Annotated in this window: 16 protein-coding genes; 10 read left to right on the top strand and 6 right to left on the bottom strand. The window is 68.9% G+C overall.

Annotated elements, in window-relative coordinates; genetic code table 11:
• Window positions 1–5: 5 nt before the first annotated feature.
• From leuB to AC3WJT_RS03185, 8 genes are all read left to right on the top strand, one after another.
• The gene (gene leuB, locus AC3WJT_RS03220; protein WP_492341619.1) at window positions 6–1,061 is read left to right on the top strand and encodes a 3-isopropylmalate dehydrogenase; all 1,056 of its coding nucleotides are present in this window, start codon (window positions 6–8) and stop codon (window positions 1,059–1,061) included.
• Between the two features lie 245 nt (window positions 1,062–1,306).
• A complete protein-coding gene (locus AC3WJT_RS03215; protein ID WP_492341618.1) occupies window positions 1,307–2,035 on the top strand; it encodes an EcsC family protein in 729 nt (242 codons plus the stop codon).
• A gap of 37 nt (window positions 2,036–2,072) precedes the next feature.
• On the top strand, window positions 2,073–2,276 hold the full coding sequence (locus tag AC3WJT_RS03210; protein WP_492341617.1) for a hypothetical protein: 204 nt from the start codon (window positions 2,073–2,075) through the stop codon (window positions 2,274–2,276).
• The gene (locus AC3WJT_RS03205; protein WP_492341616.1) at window positions 2,273–2,815 is read left to right on the top strand and encodes a hypothetical protein; all 543 of its coding nucleotides are present in this window, start codon (window positions 2,273–2,275) and stop codon (window positions 2,813–2,815) included. The genes AC3WJT_RS03210 and AC3WJT_RS03205 overlap by 4 nt, the downstream gene beginning before the upstream one ends.
• Window positions 2,816–2,973: 158 nt before the next feature.
• Window positions 2,974–4,011, top strand: a complete 1,038-nt coding sequence (locus tag AC3WJT_RS03200) for an aspartate-semialdehyde dehydrogenase (RefSeq protein ID WP_492341615.1) — start codon at window positions 2,974–2,976, stop codon at window positions 4,009–4,011.
• A 100-nt stretch (window positions 4,012–4,111) separates the two neighbouring features.
• Window positions 4,112–5,011 carry an EamA family transporter RarD gene (gene rarD / locus AC3WJT_RS03195; RefSeq protein WP_492341614.1) on the top strand — a complete coding sequence of 300 codons (900 nt, stop codon included), beginning with the start codon at window positions 4,112–4,114 and terminating at the stop codon, window positions 5,009–5,011.
• Between the two features lie 12 nt (window positions 5,012–5,023).
• Window positions 5,024–5,521, top strand: coding sequence for a hypothetical protein (locus AC3WJT_RS03190; RefSeq protein ID WP_492341613.1), 498 nt, complete (start codon window positions 5,024–5,026; stop codon window positions 5,519–5,521).
• A 49-nt stretch (window positions 5,522–5,570) separates the two neighbouring features.
• Window positions 5,571–6,860, top strand: a complete 1,290-nt coding sequence (locus tag AC3WJT_RS03185) for a serine hydrolase domain-containing protein (protein WP_492341612.1) — start codon at window positions 5,571–5,573, stop codon at window positions 6,858–6,860.
• A gap of 85 nt (window positions 6,861–6,945) precedes the next feature.
• Here AC3WJT_RS03185 and AC3WJT_RS03180 read toward each other — a convergent pair whose 3' ends face one another.
• The 4 genes from AC3WJT_RS03180 to AC3WJT_RS03165 form a co-directional block, all read right to left on the bottom strand.
• Window positions 6,946–8,070 (bottom strand): serine hydrolase domain-containing protein, encoded by a 1,125-nt coding sequence (locus AC3WJT_RS03180; RefSeq protein WP_492341611.1) that lies wholly within the window; start codon window positions 8,068–8,070, stop codon window positions 6,946–6,948.
• Entirely contained in the window at window positions 8,070–8,921 is an 852-nt protein-coding gene (locus tag AC3WJT_RS03175) for a PfkB family carbohydrate kinase (RefSeq protein ID WP_492341610.1), read from the bottom strand. The genes AC3WJT_RS03180 and AC3WJT_RS03175 overlap by 1 nt, the downstream gene beginning before the upstream one ends.
• Window positions 8,922–9,136: 215 nt before the next feature.
• A complete protein-coding gene (gene ahcY, locus AC3WJT_RS03170) occupies window positions 9,137–10,528 on the bottom strand; it encodes an adenosylhomocysteinase (RefSeq protein WP_492341609.1) in 1,392 nt (463 codons plus the stop codon).
• A gap of 82 nt (window positions 10,529–10,610) precedes the next feature.
• The gene (locus AC3WJT_RS03165) at window positions 10,611–11,195 is read right to left on the bottom strand and encodes a CYTH domain-containing protein (RefSeq protein ID WP_492341608.1); all 585 of its coding nucleotides are present in this window, start codon (window positions 11,193–11,195) and stop codon (window positions 10,611–10,613) included.
• Between the two features lie 87 nt (window positions 11,196–11,282).
• Here AC3WJT_RS03165 and AC3WJT_RS03160 point away from each other — a divergent pair, with 87 nt between their 5' ends.
• Both AC3WJT_RS03160 and bioB read left to right on the top strand, forming a co-directional pair.
• Entirely contained in the window at window positions 11,283–12,602 is a 1,320-nt protein-coding gene (locus tag AC3WJT_RS03160) for a metal-dependent hydrolase family protein (protein ID WP_492341607.1), read from the top strand.
• Between the two features lie 125 nt (window positions 12,603–12,727).
• Window positions 12,728–13,729 carry a biotin synthase BioB gene (bioB, locus tag AC3WJT_RS03155; protein WP_492341606.1) on the top strand — a complete coding sequence of 334 codons (1,002 nt, stop codon included), beginning with the start codon at window positions 12,728–12,730 and terminating at the stop codon, window positions 13,727–13,729.
• 28 nt (window positions 13,730–13,757) lie between these two features.
• Here bioB and AC3WJT_RS03150 read toward each other — a convergent pair whose 3' ends face one another.
• Both AC3WJT_RS03150 and AC3WJT_RS03145 read right to left on the bottom strand, forming a co-directional pair.
• Window positions 13,758–14,030: an HPr family phosphocarrier protein gene (locus AC3WJT_RS03150; protein WP_492341605.1), complete on the bottom strand. Its 273-nt coding sequence runs from the start codon at window positions 14,028–14,030 to the stop codon at window positions 13,758–13,760.
• Window positions 14,027–14,431 carry a PTS sugar transporter subunit IIA gene (locus tag AC3WJT_RS03145; RefSeq protein WP_492341604.1) on the bottom strand — a complete coding sequence of 135 codons (405 nt, stop codon included), beginning with the start codon at window positions 14,429–14,431 and terminating at the stop codon, window positions 14,027–14,029. The genes AC3WJT_RS03150 and AC3WJT_RS03145 overlap by 4 nt, the downstream gene beginning before the upstream one ends.

Here is a 14,431-nt window from a genome sequence, read left to right as displayed (position 1 = left end):
GACCCATGTCCCAGACCTTGCTCCTGCTGCCCGGCGACGGGATCGGCCCCGAAGTCATCGCCCAGGTGCGCCGCGTGGCCGCCACCCTGACGCCGGACCTGACCCTCGACGAGCGGGACTTCGGCGGGTTCAGCTATGACCGCCACGGCGCGCCGATCACCGAGGAAGCGATCGCCACCGCGCTGGCGTCGGACGCGGTTCTGATGGGCGCCGTCGGTGGTCCGAAGTGGGCCGGCGTCGATCGCTCGAAGCGTCCGGAGATGGGCCTGCTGGGCCTGCGCAAGGCGATGGACGTCTACGCCAACCTGCGCCCGGCCCTGTGTTTCGACGCCCTGGCCGACGCCTCCAGCCTCAAGCGGGAGCTGGTCGCCGGCCTCGACATCATGTTCGTCCGTGAACTGACGGGCGGCGTCTACTTCGGCGAGCCGCGCGGCATCGAGACCCTGGCCGACGGCCAGCGGCGCGGCTTCGACACCCAGGTCTACACCACCAGCGAGATCGAACGGGTCAGCCGGGTGGCCTTTGAACTGGCCCGCGGCCGGCGCAACAAGGTGCACTCCCTCGAAAAGTCCAATGTGATGGAAAGCGGCCTGCTCTGGCGCGAGGTCGTCACCGACCTGCACCGCCGCGACTACGCCGACGTCCAGCTGGAACACATGCTGGCCGACAACGCCGCGATGCAGCTGGTCCGCCAGCCGACCCAGTTCGACGTGCTCCTGACCGACAACCTGTTCGGCGACGTGCTGTCGGACGCGGCGGCGCAGCTGACGGGGTCGCTCGGCATGCTGCCGTCGGCGGCGCTCGGCGCGGCCGGCAAGCCCGGCCTCTACGAGCCCATCCATGGATCGGCGCCGGACATCGCCGGCCAGGGCGTGGCCAATCCGCTGGCGGCCATCCTGTCGTTCGAGATGGCCTTGCGCTGGTCGCTGGGTCGGGGTGCGGCAGCCGACCGTCTGTTCGCCGCTGTCGAAACGGCGCTCGCCGCCGGCGCCCGGACGCGGGACCTCGGCGGGCAGCTGTCGACGGTCGAGATGGGCGATGCGGTGCTGAAGGCGCTGTAGCGACGGCCTCCCCCGTTCGTCCGGATGTAGATGGGCCCTTTGGCCTTGATGGAATGATGCGCTCCGGCCGGTCGTCCTGGTCAAGGACGACCCCCGCGGGGTCGCCGCTAGGCGGCCGCCGAAGGCGGTCCTTGAGCAGGCCGTCCGCCGGAGCAACACTGACCGTCAAGACATCAGGGCGAAGTCCGCCAATGCTTGCGGCCGGTCGGGATGACAGTGCAGGTCGCCATACCTAGGTTGCGTCCATGACCCCCGCCGACGCCGACCACGAGACCGCCGCCCGCGCCGAGCTGGCCGCCTGGCGCGCCAGCGTGCTGGCCGAGCCGTCAGCCTTCGCCCGCGCGGCCAAGGGCCTGCAGATGCAGGTCAACCGGATGATCCCGGAAAAGATCCACGCCGCCGTCACCGCGGTGATCGAACAGATGACACGCGGCATCCTCGCCGGCTCTGACTTCGTGACCGGCCAGCCGCGGGTCGCCGGTTCGCTGCGGGAGCGGGAACTGCGCGTGCGCAAGGCCATCGCCGGCTATCGCAACGTGGCGACCGCGGAGGGCGGCGTCGCCGGCGCCGGCGGCTTCCTCCTCGCGGCCGCGGACTTCCCTGCCCTGATCGCGATCAAGATCAAGCTGCTGTTCGAGATCGCCACCCTCTACGGCCACGACGCCGGCGACTGGCGCGAGCGGCTCTACATCCTGTCGATCTTCCAACTGGCCTTTTCGGGCGTCGACCATCGCAAGGCGGTCTATCTGGCGATGACCGAGGGCCGGCCGGCCGCCTCGCCCGAGGATTTCGACTGGCGCCGGTTTCAGCAGGAGTACCGCGACTACATCGACCTGGCGAAGCTGGCCCAGATGCTGCCGATCGTCGGCGCGCCGATCGGGGCGATCGTCAATTTCCGCCTGATCGAGCAGCTGGGCGAGACGGCGATGAACGCCTACCGCGTGCGGTGGTTCAAGGATCGACCTGAAGCCTGAGGAAGCTCATGATCAGGGTTTGATGAGGGCCACAGCCATGACCGACCTGCCTCCGTCTGACCCCGCCCCGACGCCGCCGCCGGCGAGAAGCGGCCCCGTCGCGATCGTCCTGATCGGCGCGGGGATCGGCCTCCTGGTTGTGGGGCAGGGCGTTCTTCACATGCCGTCGATGACCTATGCCGGCTTCGCAATCCTCACCGTCGGCGTCGTCTTCGGGGTCATCAGCCAGAAGGGAACATGATGGGCCCCCTCCGGCTCATCCTGGCGGCCGCCGTCCTTCTGGCCCCGTCTGCGGTGGCGCAGGCGCAAAGCTCGCCACCGCCTCCGCCGGCCTGCGCCAGGCCGGAGCACCGGCAGTTCGACTTCTGGGTCGGGCGATGGGACGTCTACCCGACGGGCTCCGACAAGCAGGTCGCCCGCAGCCTGATCGAACGGCTCTACGCGGGCTGCGCGATCCGCGAGAACTGGATGCCGCTGTCCGGCGGCGAGGGCGGCAGCCTCAGCAACTACGTCGTCAGCGAGTCGGGCTGGCGACAAACCTGGCTCGACTCCAGCGGCAGCCGTGTCGAGTTCACCGGCGGCTGGACCGGCCAGGCGATGGTCCTCACCGGCGAATGGGTCGGCGCGGTGACGCCCGGCCAGCCGGCGCGGGTGCGGATGACCTACACGCGCGCCGGGGACGGGTCCGTCCGGCAGTTCGGCGAGGCGTCGCAGGACGGCGGCAAGACCTGGGCGCCGAACTTCGACTTCACCTACCGGCCGGCCAGGGCCGCGCCCTGACCGAGCGCCCGCCTCCGCCATCGTGCAGAACCGGTGCGGACGCCGTGGAGAACCGGACCGGAAAGGGGCCCTGAAGACGGCGCCAGCTTTCCTTGCCTTGCCACGCAAGCGCTGGAGGCGTAACCGTCCGCGCTCATTCAAATACAGGAGAGACGTCGATGGGATACCGCGTCGCCGTTGTTGGCGCCACGGGCAACGTGGGCCGTGAAATGTTCAACATCCTCGAGGAAGTGAACTTCCCCGTGGACAAGATTCACGCGATCGCCAGCCGCAAATCCATCGGTGTCGAAGTGTCCTTCGGCGAGAAGATTCTCAAGTGCGAGGATCTGGCCCAGTTCGACTTCTCGACCGTCGACATCGTGCTGATGAGCGCGGGCGGCGACGTGTCCAAGGAGTGGTCGGAGAAGATCGGCAAGGCCGGCGCGATCGTGATCGACAACAGCTCGGCCTGGCGCATGGACCCGGACGTGCCGCTGGTGATCCCCGAGGTGAACCCCGACGCGGTCGAGGACTTCGGCAAGAAGAACATCATCGCCAACCCCAACTGCACGACCATGGGCCTTCTGGTGGCGCTCAAGCCGCTGCATGACCGGGCGAAGATCAAGCGCGTCGTCGTCTCGACCTACCAGTCGGTGTCCGGCAGCGGCAAGGCGGGCATGGACGAGCTGTGGGAGCAGACCAAGGGCGTCTTCGTCCTGGGCGCGCCCGAGCCGAAGAAGTACCCCAAGCAGATCGCCTTCAACGTGATCCCGCAGTGCGATTCCTTCATCGACGACGAGTCGGGCGAGACGAAGGAAGAGCGCAAGATGCCGAACGAGACGCACAAGATCCTCGATCCGGCGATCAAGGTCAGCGTCACCTGCGTGCGCGTGCCGGTCTTCGTCGGCCACAGCCTGTCGGTCAACGTCGAGTTCGAGAACGCCCTCAGCGACGACGAGGCCCGCGAGATCCTGCGCGAGGCTCCCGGCCTGGTGGTGATCGACAAGCGCGAGGACGGCGGCTACGCGACGGCCAAGGATATCCAGGGCGAGTTCCCGGTCTACGTCAGCCGCATCCGCAACGACCCGACGCTCGAGCATGGCCTGTCGCTGTGGGTGGTCTCCGACAACCTGCGCAAGGGCGCGGCGCTCAACGCCGTGCAGATCGCCCAGCTGCTCCACGACCGCGGCCTGATCAAGCAGACCGCCCTGGCCTAGGGAAACACGGGGACATGTACCGAAGGTACGTGTCCCCCAAACCCTCAGACGCTCGATTGGGGGACACGTACCTTCGGTGCATGTCCCCGGAGACGCCCCCATGCCGCCGGCGAAGGACGAAGGCCGCGCCGCCCTGATCGCGGGACTGGGCTGCTACACGATCTGGGGCCTGTTCCCGATCTATATGCACGCGCTCGGCGCGGCCGGGGTCTCGCCGCTGGAAATCACCGCCGAGCGGACCGCCTGGGCGCTGCTGTGGGCCGCGGGACTGGTGCTGGCGGCGCGCAAGACGGCCGAGCTGAAGCGGGTCCTGAGCGAGCCCCGGACCCTGGGCTTGCTGCTCGGGTCGTCCCTGCTGATCGGGATCAACTGGCTGCTCTACGTGATTGCGGTCAACAGCGGCCGCACGCTGGAGGCCAGCCTCGGCTACTACATCAACCCGCTGATGAACATGGCGGCGGGCGCGCTGTTCTTCCGCGAACGGATCGACCGGATTGGGCTTTCCGCCATCGCGCTGGCGGCGATCGGGGTGGCTGTCCAGACCGCCGCGGTCGGCCACCCGCCGCTGCTGTCGCTCGGCCTGGCGGTCAGCTTCTGCGGCTATGGCCTGATCCGCAAACAGGTCAACGCGGACGCCCAGACCGGCCTGTTCGTCGAGACCGCGATCCTCGCGGTTCCGGCCATCGCCTATGTCGTCTGGTTGCAGAAGACCGGCGCGGGGCATTTCGGCGACGGCGTCTGGACCACCGTCCTGCTGCTCTGCGCCGGACCGCTGACCGTGGCGCCGCTGGCGCTGTTCGCCTGGGCCGCGCGGCGCATGCCGCTGGTGGCGCTGGGCTTCCTGCAATTCATCGCGCCGACGCTGCAGTTCTTCGTCGGGGTCGCCTCCGGTGAGGCGTTCACGCCGATGCGCGCGCTGGCCTTCGGCTTCATCTGGATCGGGGCGGCTGTGTTCGCGTACGGCGCCTGGCGCGCGACACGGCGGCTCGCGACGGGCTAGGCTGGGCGCGCCATGGACCAGCCGCCCTGCTTCGCCCCCGACTTCTTCAACAGCCTGTCCGGCGGGCAGGAGACGCCCGCCAATGGCGCCTATGGCCTGGCGCTCGACTTCGACAGCACCGCCCGTTGCGACCCCGACTGGATCATCGAAAGCGCCGGCGACCGGCCTTTGCGCCTGACGCCGATCTCCTGTTCGCGAAACGGCGCGCGGGTCGCCTTCGAAAGCCTGGGCGTGAGCGGCGTAATATCCCTGACGCCGCATGTATCGGGCTGGGTGAAGGTTGTGGCCGAGATCGACGGCCGGCCGGTCTTCACCGGTTTCGCCGAGCAGGTCTGGGAGGAGTACGAGCTCTATCCTCCCGGCAGGCCACAAAGGGTCGTGGAAGAGGACGCGCCGGGCAGGATCGGCAAGCGGCGCAGCTGGATCTCCCTGTCGGCTGCGGCCTGGCCGCAGCTCGCGCCGCTGGCCACCGGGAGCGGCCGGGTGCTGGCGCGCTTGGCGGAAGGTTGATCGTCCTGGCCGCATTTGGCGCGGGGACAGGACCGGATAGGGTCGGGGCATGATGACAAGACGCACGGTTCTGACCAGCGGCGCGGCCACGGCGATGACGGCCGGGGCGACCGATCCGCTCGCAACGCTGCTGGACGGCGGCGGCGACCCGGGGCGGGCGGTTCCGGCCTGGGCGGGTGTTGCGGGACCGGCGCGGCGCGACCGCCCGGCCCTCGCCCGCGCCGACGGGCTGGCGAACATCGCCGCCGGACGGGCCATGACCGTCGACACGCCGGTGCGCATCGCCTCGATCTCCAAGCTGGTCGCGACACTCGGGTTCATGACGCTGGTCGAGGCCGGACGAGTCGGACTGGATGACGACGCCGGCGAGATTCTCGGCTTCCGGCTGCGTCATCCGCTGTTTCCGGCCGAGCGGGTCACGCCCAGGCGGCTGCTCTCGCACACCGCCGGTCTGCGCAACGGACCGAGCTATCCCGTGGGTTTTGGACGCCCGCTCAGCGCAGCCCTTTCGGCCGGCGGGGCGCAGTGGGACGACGGCGCCTGGTTCGGCCCCGCGAATGAACCGCCCGGCGACTGGTTCGCCTATGCCGACGTGAACGTCGCGGTCATCGCCCAGATCATCGAACGGGTCAGCGGCCAGCGGTTCGACCGGTTCATGACCGACCGGCTGTTCCGGCCGCTCGGCCTCGACTGCGGCTACAACTGGAGCGGCGTCAGCCAGGCCGGCCGCGATCGGGCCGGGACCCTGTACCGCAAGGCGGCGTCGGACGAGGGCCCCTACGATCCCGCCGGTCCCTGGATCGCGCAGCTGGACGAGACCGCGCCCGCCGCGCCGGCCGTCTCGCATCCCCGGTCGCCGGACGCCGGCGACCGGTCCCTGGACAGCTACCGGCCCGGTGAAAACGGCTTCGTCTTCTCGCCCCAGGGCGGGTTGCGGGCGAGCGCGGCGGACCTCGGCCGCATCGCCGCCCTGATCGCGCTGGGCGGCGGGTCAATCCTGAAGCCCGGGACGCTGGCGCAGATGACAACGCCGGTATGGCGCTACGACGACAAGCGGCCGAACGGCGACGCCTATGGAGGATCGATCCTCGCCTATGGCCTCGCCTGCCAGACCCTGACCGGGGCGGCGGGCGACCGCCTGTTCGACGGCTGCGCAGGCTGGATCGGCCACCCGGGCGACGCCTACGGCCTCACCTCGGGCCTTTGGGTCGATCCGAAGTCCGGCCGATACGTCACCTATGTGATCACCGGCGAGGCGCGCTCGCTGAAGGCCAACAAGGGCCGTTCGGGGTTCACGCGGCAGGAGGAGCAGCTGGCGGCGGCGCTGGCCGCGACCTGAGGGGACATGTACCGCCTTCGGTACGTGTCCCCCAATCGAGCTTCCAAGGGTCTAGGGAACACGTACCTTCGGTACATGTCCCCTTCTACAGGCTGCCGTAAGCCGCCTCGATCAGGCGCATCGAGCGGGGGTCGCCGATCAGGTGCACGTCCTGGCGGTTCATCACATAGGCCCCGGCGACGCCACGGTCCGGATCGGCGAAGGCGCAGCTGCCGCCCCAGCCGGAGTGGCCGATCGTCGTGTCCGTCGGACCGAAGAAGTGGTTCGGGACATTGCGCATGAAGCCTGCGGCCCAGCTGAGCTCGAACGGCAGGACCAGATCCTGACCGCGAATGCGTTCGCGGCTGGCCGCACGGACAGAGTCCGGCGACAGGATATGCACCCCGTCCAGCTGGCCGTCGGTCGCCAGCGCGCCCATGAACCGGGCCAGGGCCTCGGCCGTGGTGTGCCCGTTCGCCGAAGGAATCTCCACCCGGCGCCAGTCGGCCGACCCGCGTCCACTCGGCGCGGCCCAGGGCGACAGGAAGGCGGCGATCTTCGGGTCGGTGGTCTCGCCGAACTGCGGCAGGGCGCTGGGCGGCTTGAGCTCGGCGCAACGGTCGTGCTCGCTGTCGGGCAGGCCGATCCACAGGTCGAGCCCGGCCGGGACGGCGATATCCTCGCGCAGGGCGGTTCCGAGCGTGCGCCCGTCGACCCGGCGGAACAGTTCGCCGACCAGATAACCGATGGTCAGGGCGTGGTAGCCGCTGGCCGAACCGACGGGCCACATCGGGGCCTTGGCGGCCAGCATCGCGGCGATGACCGGGGGATCATACCAGAGGGTCGGATCGATCGGCTCGACGAAGCCGGGCAGGCCCGCCTGGTGCGAAATCAGTTGCTCGACCGTGACCGCGCCCTTGCCCTCGGCGGCGAACTCCGGCCAGACCTCGGCGACGGGCTGGTCCCAGCGGAGGCGGCCCTGCTCGACCAGCCGGGCGATCATTGTCGCGGCCACCGCCTTGGTCGTCGAATAAACCGGCGTCAGGGTGCGGGCGTCGAACGGCACGGTGCGCTTCTTGTCGGCCCAGCCGGCCCACAGATCGACGACGATCTCGCCCTCGACCGAGAAGGCGAACCGGGCGCCCAGTTCCTTGTCTTCGGCGAAGTTGGCCGCGAAGGCGTCGCGGACGGCGGCGAAGCGGGGTTCACAGACGCCGTGGATCTCGGTCATCAGGCCAGTCTCTCGATGCGGACGGTCGGGCTGGCCTGTTTGATGCGGGCGCCCATGGCGACGATCGGCAGCTCAGGCGAGGCCCAGATGCCGGCCGAGGCGATGGTTTCGGCGAGCCCGCCGACGGCGCGGGCGAGGCCATAGGACGGCGTCTGGCCTTCCAGCAGGGCGGCGGCGAACAGGGCGGTCAGCAGGTCGCCGGTGCCGCTGGGCACCGTCTCGCCGGCCTTCTGGTGCGCAGCCAGCCAGGCCTCTCGCTTGTCGGCGTAGACCACGCCGATCTCCCCGCCCCGGATGACGGACGACACCAGTACGGCCTTGCCGAGCAGGCGGGCGGCGCGCACGGCGGCCTCGGGGCTGCGGGCGTCCGAGCCGGTGATGCGCTGCAGCTCCCAGCTGTTGGGCGCCACCAGGTCGGCCTTGGGAATGAGGTGGTCGATAACGGCCTGAGCGACTTCGGCGGGCACGAACAGGCCCTTGCCGGAATCGCCGATCACCGGATCGACGACGATCATCGGCTTGCGGGCGAAGGCGCCGTCGCGCGGCGCGGCCTTGACTGCATCGATGGCCCGGGCGGCCGCCTTGACCTGTTCGACGCTGGCGAAATAGCCGGTCAGGACCAGATCGGTCATGCCGAACAGGCCGTTGGCCTCGACCCCGTCGAGCATGCCTTCGAACGCCTCGATCGGCACCTGCGCCCCGCCGGGGGCGCCCCAGCCGGGGTGGCGGCCGTAGAGCACGGTGGGGATGACCACCGGATCAATCTTGAACTGGGTAAGCGCGAGCGCCTGTGCGGAGCCGCCGACGCGACTCCCCGCGACGTGGCTCGACATGATGAGCGCCATGGGCATGGCAGGGGATTAGCCGAGGCGGTCGGGGTTGGGTAGCCCCATCACTCATCCTCTCCAACGCAGTTGGGGAGGGGGACCGCCGGAGGCGGTGGAGGGGCGGCGCGGGCCAGACCGGAAAGACCTGAATTCAGGATTTCGCCGCTCGCGTCCGCGCAGACCCCTCCACCATCCTTCGGATGGTCCCCCTCCCCGCGATGCGGGGAGGTTTGCTCGTCCTAGTACCGGTAGTGGTCCGGCTTGAACGGGCCGGCCGAGGGCACGCCGATGTAGTCGGCCTGGTCCTTGCGCAGCACGGTCAGCTTCGCGCCGAGCTTGCCCAGGTGGAGCATCGCGACCTTTTCGTCGAGGTGCTTGGGCAGGGTGTAGACCTGGTTCTCGTAGGCCTTGAGGTTGGTCCACAGTTCGATCTGGGCCAGCGTCTGGTTGGTGAAGCTGGCGCTCATCACGAAGCTCGGGTGGCCGGTGGCGTTGCCCAGGTTCACCAGGCGGCCTTCGGACAGCAGGATGATCTTCTTGCCGTCCGGAAACTCGATGTGGTGGACCTGCGGCTTGATCTCGTCCCACTTGAAGTTCTTCAGGCCCGCGACCTGGATCTCGCTGTCGAAGTGGCCGATGTTGCACACGATCGCGTTGTTCCGCATGCGGCGCATGTGGTCGACGGTGATCACGTCCTTGTTGCCGGTGGCGGTGACGAAGATGTCCGACTTGTCGCAGACGTCGTCGAGGGTCTGGACTTCATAGCCTTCCATCGCCGCCTGCAGGGCGCAGATCGGGTCGATTTCGGTGACGATCACGCGCGCGCCGCCCTGGCGCAGCGAGGCGGCCGAGCCCTTGCCCACGTCGCCGTAGCCGCAGACCACGGCGACCTTGCCCGACAGCATCACGTCGGTGCCGCGACGGATCGCGTCGACCAGGCTTTCGCGGCAGCCATAGAGGTTGTCGAACTTGGACTTGGTCACGCTGTCGTTGACGTTGATCGCCGGGTAGGGAAGCTCGCCCTTGGCGGCCAGCTGGTACAGGCGGTGGACGCCCGTGGTGGTCTCTTCCGAGACGCCGGTGATCGAGGCGCGGATCGCCGAATAGAAGCCGGGCTTCTCCTTCAGGTAGGTCTTCATAACCGCGTAGAGGGCTTCTTCTTCCTCGTTCTCGGGATTGTCGAGGATCGAGGGATCCTTCTCGGCGCGCGGGCCGAGCACGGTCAGCAGGGTCGCGTCGCCGCCGTCATCGAGGATCAGGTTCGGGTAGCCGCCGTCCGACCATTCGAAGATCTTGTGGGTGTACTGCCAGTACTCATAGAGGGTCTCGCCCTTGATCGCGAACACCGGCGTGCCGGTGGCGGCGATCGCGGCGGCGGCGTGATCCTGGGTCGAGAAGATGTTGCAGCTGGCCCAGCGCACGTCGGCGCCGAGGTCCTTCAGCGTCTCGATCAGCACGGCCGTCTGGATGGTCATGTGCAGCGAGCCGGCGATCCGCGCGCCCTTCAGCGGCTGGTCCTTGCCGAATTCCGAGCGCAAGGCCATCAGGCCGGGCATTTCGGTCTCGGCGATAGCGATTTCCTTGCGGCCGTAGTCGGCCAGCGCGATGTCGCGCACGATGCTTTCGGTCACGCGGGTGACTCCTGTCCATGAAGGTATGGTGCGCTCTATAGCCGCCGGCGGCGCATCCCGCAACGCCCACATAAAGATATCTTTATGTCATGGACAGGAGGCGGAAGCCTCGCTCGGCCTTGGTGATCTTGCTGGGGACCAGCGCCACCCGCGATCGCAGGTCGGACGCGAGCTGATCGAGCGCGTCCCGCGGGCCGGACAGCAACTCGAGCTCCAGCTCCAGGATCGTCTCCTGAAGGGCGCCGGCCACGACCTCACCGTCATCGAGCGCGATCTCGATGCGCGCGTCGCCAACGGCCACGACCCGCACCGCCCGGCTGACCGTGACGGTGAACCGGGGCTCAAGCCGCGCTCCGGCCGGGAGCCGGGCCGGCGTATCCGCCAACAACCGCAGATCAGGCTCGTCCGAGGGGACCGGCCATTCCCATTCATCGCGTCCGCCATCCGCGCCGGCGGCCGATTTCAGGGTCTGGATGCGCGACAAACCCGTGCGACGCACGCGCAGCCCGAAGCCGGCCCGGTGGAGGGTATCGCCGGCCGTGTCGTAGTAGACGGCCTGCATCGCCTTCACGGCGGCTTCACCCGCCGGCAGCGCCGCCAGCAGGGCGGCGATGTCCGCCCGGTCCAGCAGGAACTTGAGTTCGATCTCGCGGCCCGGTGCGCTCATGCCGTGTCTGTGGCGTCTCGTTGAGGGTCGCGCAAGCCGGCGAGCGGTTCTAGGGTCGAGCACTCGGGACGACTCAAGGGGGACGACATGATCAGACGAGGATTTCTCGCCGCGGCGCTGGCCGCCGCCTGCCTGGCCGCGGTTTCGGCCTCTGCCCGCCAGCCTTCGAGCGATGTGATCATCATCCATGCCGGAACCCTGCTGGACCGGCCCGGGCAGGCGCCGCGCAAGACCGCCAGTCTGATCCTGCGCAACGGCAAGGTCGAGGCGGTCCGCGACGGCTTCGTACCGGCCAGCGACGTCCCCGGCGCGCGGGTCATCGATCTGTCGACGAAATTCGTTCTGCCCGGCCTGATCGACAGCCATGTGCATCTCGACAGTGACCGCGCGGGCGTCGAGGGCCAGCTCTCGGGCCTGACCGACTCCCCGGCCTCCTTTGCCTATGAGGCGGCCTGGAACGCCCGCAAGACCCTGATGGCCGGCTTCACCACGGTGCGGAACCTGGGCAACAGCGACGGGGTGACCCTGGCGCTGCGCGACGCCGTCGCCATGGGGCGCGTGCCCGGCCCGCGCATTCTCGACGCCGGGTCGGCCATCTCCACCACGGGCGGCCACATGGACGACGCGCTCGGCTTCAAGGACGACCTCTATCCGGTCTTCGGGCGCGAGAACCTCTGCGACGGCCAGGAATCCTGCCGCACGGCGGTTCGCCGCCAGATCGGCCGCGGCGTCGACCTGATCAAGATCGCCACCACCGGCGGCGTGAACAGCCGCATCGGCTCGGGCATCAACATCCAGATGTTCGACGACGAGGCGGAGGCGCTGATCGCCACCGCCCACCTCTACGGCAAGAAGGTCGCCGTCCACGCTCACGGCGCCGACGGGATCAAGCTGGCCCTACGACACGGCGCGGATTCCATCGAGCACGGCACCGTCATGGACGAGGAGATCATCAAGCTGTTCCTCAAGTCCGGCGCCTACTACGTGCCGACCCTGTCGACCGTGAACGGCTACATCGAGCGGCTGGCGAAGGACCCCAACGCCTACAGTCCTGCGGTGCGGGCCAAGATCGACTGGCGGCTGAAGATCACCGGCGAGTCGATCCGGCTCTGCTATCCGCGCGGGGTGAAGATCGCCTTCGGCACTGACGCCGGGGTGTCCAAGCACGGCAGGAACGCCGACGAGTTCGAGGCCATGGTCAAGTACGGCATGAGCCCGATGGCCGCGATTGTCGCGGCCACCGTCAACGCCGCCGACCTGCTCGGCCTCTCTGCCGAGATCGGGACGCTCGAACCCGGCAAGCAGGCCGACCTGATCGCCGTGGACGGCGACCCTCTGGCGGACGTCACGGTGCTCAAGCAGGTCGCCTTCGTGATGAAGGGCGGGGTCGTCTACAAGCAACCCTAGCGTCGCAACGGCCATCCCGGACGGCCCGAAGGCACGAGCCGGGACCCGCAGCGTCTCGCATAACGCCGGTGTAGCCATGCTGCGCCGTCGCTGGTAGAGCCCGCTGGCCCAGCTTGAGGAACGCCATGAACGCGCCCGTCCGTTTCGCCGATCCCGCCCAGCCGCGCCATGACTGGACGCGCGAAGAGGTGGAGGCGCTGTTTGAGCTGCCGTTCACCGAGCTGGTGTTCCAGGCCGCCGCCGTGCACCGGCAGTGGTTCGATCCGACCGAGCTGCAGCTGTCGCAGCTGCTGTCGGTCAAGACCGGCGGCTGCGCCGAGAACTGCGGCTATTGCAGCCAGTCGGCCTTCTTCAAGACAGGGCTGAAGGCCGAGAAGCTGATGGAGCTCGACGAGGTCCTGGCCGCCGCGAAGGCCGCCCAGGCCGGCGGGGCGCAGCGGTTCTGCATGGGCGCCGCCTGGCGCGACCTGAAGGACCGCGACCTGCCGCGCGTCGCCGAGATGATCACCGGGGTGAAGGCGCTGGGTCTGGAGACCTGCGTCACGCTCGGCATGCTCAAGGCCGAACAGGCCGTGGCGCTCAAGGACGCCGGGCTCGACTACTACAACCACAACCTGGACACCTCGCCGGAGTACTACGAGCAGGTCGTCACCACGCGGACCTACGACGACCGGCTGGATACGCTGCAGCACGTGCGGGACGCGGGCATCTCGACCTGCTGTGGCGGGATCGTCGGCATGGGCGAAAGCCGCCGCGACCGGGCCAGCTTCCTGCATCAGCTGGCCACCCTGCCGGTCCACCCCGACAGCCTGCCGGTCAACGCTCTGGTGCCGATCGCCGGCACGCCGCTGGGCGACAAGGTCAAGCGGGACGGGGAGATCGATCCGATCGAGTTCGTCCGCACCGTCGCCGTGGCGCGGCTGGTCTGCCCCAAATCGATGGTCCGCCTGTCCGCCGGCCGCGACGACATGAGCCGCGAAACCCAGGCCCTCTGCTTCCTCGCCGGCGCCAACTCGATCTTCATCGGCGGCAAGCTGCTGACCACCCCCTTGCCGGGCCAGGACGAGGACAGCCTGCTGCTGAAGGATCTCGGGATGAAGCCGATGGCGATGGGCGCGAGCGCCTAACCTCCCCCTGCCGGGGCAGGCAAGAGGATCAACGCTCCTCGTCGAACCGGTTCTCGACCAGCTCGCACAGCGCGGCCACGGCCTGCGCCGCCTCTTCGCCCTCGGCGGAAATCTCGATGGTCGAGCCGATGCCGGCGGCCAGCATCATCAGACCCATGATCGACCGGGCGTCGACGGTGGAGCCGTCGCGCGACACCGACACCTCGGCGTCGAAGGTCGAGGCCAGCTTGACGAACTTCGCCGAGGCGCGGGCGTGCAGCCCGCGCTCATTGACGATTTCGACGGTCCGGCGCTCGCTCACTTCTCGCCGGCCAGCACGTAGGAGGCGACGGAGATGTACTTGCGGCCGGCCTCCTGGGCGTGATGGACGCAGGCTTCGAGCGGTTCGCGGGTGCGCAGGGACGCCAGCTTGATCAGCATCGGCAGGTTCAGCCCGGCGATCACCTCGGCGCGGGTTTGCTCCATGACGCTGATGGCCAGGTTGGACGGCGTGCCGCCGAACATGTCGGTCAGCAGGATCACGCCGGCGCCGCTGTCCACATTGGCGCAGGCCTTGAGGATGTCCTTGCGGCGCTTTTCCATATCGTCTTCGGGGCCGATACAGATCGCGGCCACGGCCGTCTGCGGGCCGACAACATGCTCCATGGCGAAGACGAACTCTTCCGCCAGTCGGCCATGGGTAACGATCACGAGGCCGATCAT

It is taken from the genome of Caulobacter sp. FW305-C-30-S16, from assembly GCF_058783025.1.
Note: the sequence above shows the minus strand (reverse complement) of the source record. Positions and strands in the feature narration are given on the sequence as shown.

Bases quoted from the DNA above. Each gene is read 5' to 3' on its own strand.
- bioB (WP_492341606.1), top strand. From the start codon at position 12,728: ATGAACGCGCCCGTCCGTTTCGCCGATCCCGCCCAGCCGCGCCATGAC.
- AC3WJT_RS03180 (WP_492341611.1), bottom strand. From the start codon at position 8,070: ATGACCGAGATCCACGGCGTCTGTGAACCCCGCTTCGCCGCCGTCCGC.
- AC3WJT_RS03145 (WP_492341604.1), bottom strand. From the start codon at position 14,431: ATGATCGGCCTCGTGATCGTTACCCATGGCCGACTGGCGGAAGAGTTC.
- AC3WJT_RS03165 (WP_492341608.1), bottom strand. From the start codon at position 11,195: ATGAGCGCACCGGGCCGCGAGATCGAACTCAAGTTCCTGCTGGACCGG.
- AC3WJT_RS03210 (WP_492341617.1), top strand. From the start codon at position 2,073: ATGACCGACCTGCCTCCGTCTGACCCCGCCCCGACGCCGCCGCCGGCG.
- AC3WJT_RS03185 (WP_492341612.1), top strand. From the start codon at position 5,571: ATGATGACAAGACGCACGGTTCTGACCAGCGGCGCGGCCACGGCGATG.
- AC3WJT_RS03160 (WP_492341607.1), top strand. From the start codon at position 11,283: ATGATCAGACGAGGATTTCTCGCCGCGGCGCTGGCCGCCGCCTGCCTG.
- AC3WJT_RS03200 (WP_492341615.1), top strand. From the start codon at position 2,974: ATGGGATACCGCGTCGCCGTTGTTGGCGCCACGGGCAACGTGGGCCGT.
- rarD (WP_492341614.1), top strand. From the start codon at position 4,112: ATGCCGCCGGCGAAGGACGAAGGCCGCGCCGCCCTGATCGCGGGACTG.
- AC3WJT_RS03190 (WP_492341613.1), top strand. From the start codon at position 5,024: ATGGACCAGCCGCCCTGCTTCGCCCCCGACTTCTTCAACAGCCTGTCC.
- AC3WJT_RS03205 (WP_492341616.1), top strand. From the start codon at position 2,273: ATGATGGGCCCCCTCCGGCTCATCCTGGCGGCCGCCGTCCTTCTGGCC.
- AC3WJT_RS03215 (WP_492341618.1), top strand. From the start codon at position 1,307: ATGACCCCCGCCGACGCCGACCACGAGACCGCCGCCCGCGCCGAGCTG.
- leuB (WP_492341619.1), top strand. From the start codon at position 6: ATGTCCCAGACCTTGCTCCTGCTGCCCGGCGACGGGATCGGCCCCGAA.
- AC3WJT_RS03175 (WP_492341610.1), bottom strand. From the start codon at position 8,921: ATGCCCATGGCGCTCATCATGTCGAGCCACGTCGCGGGGAGTCGCGTC.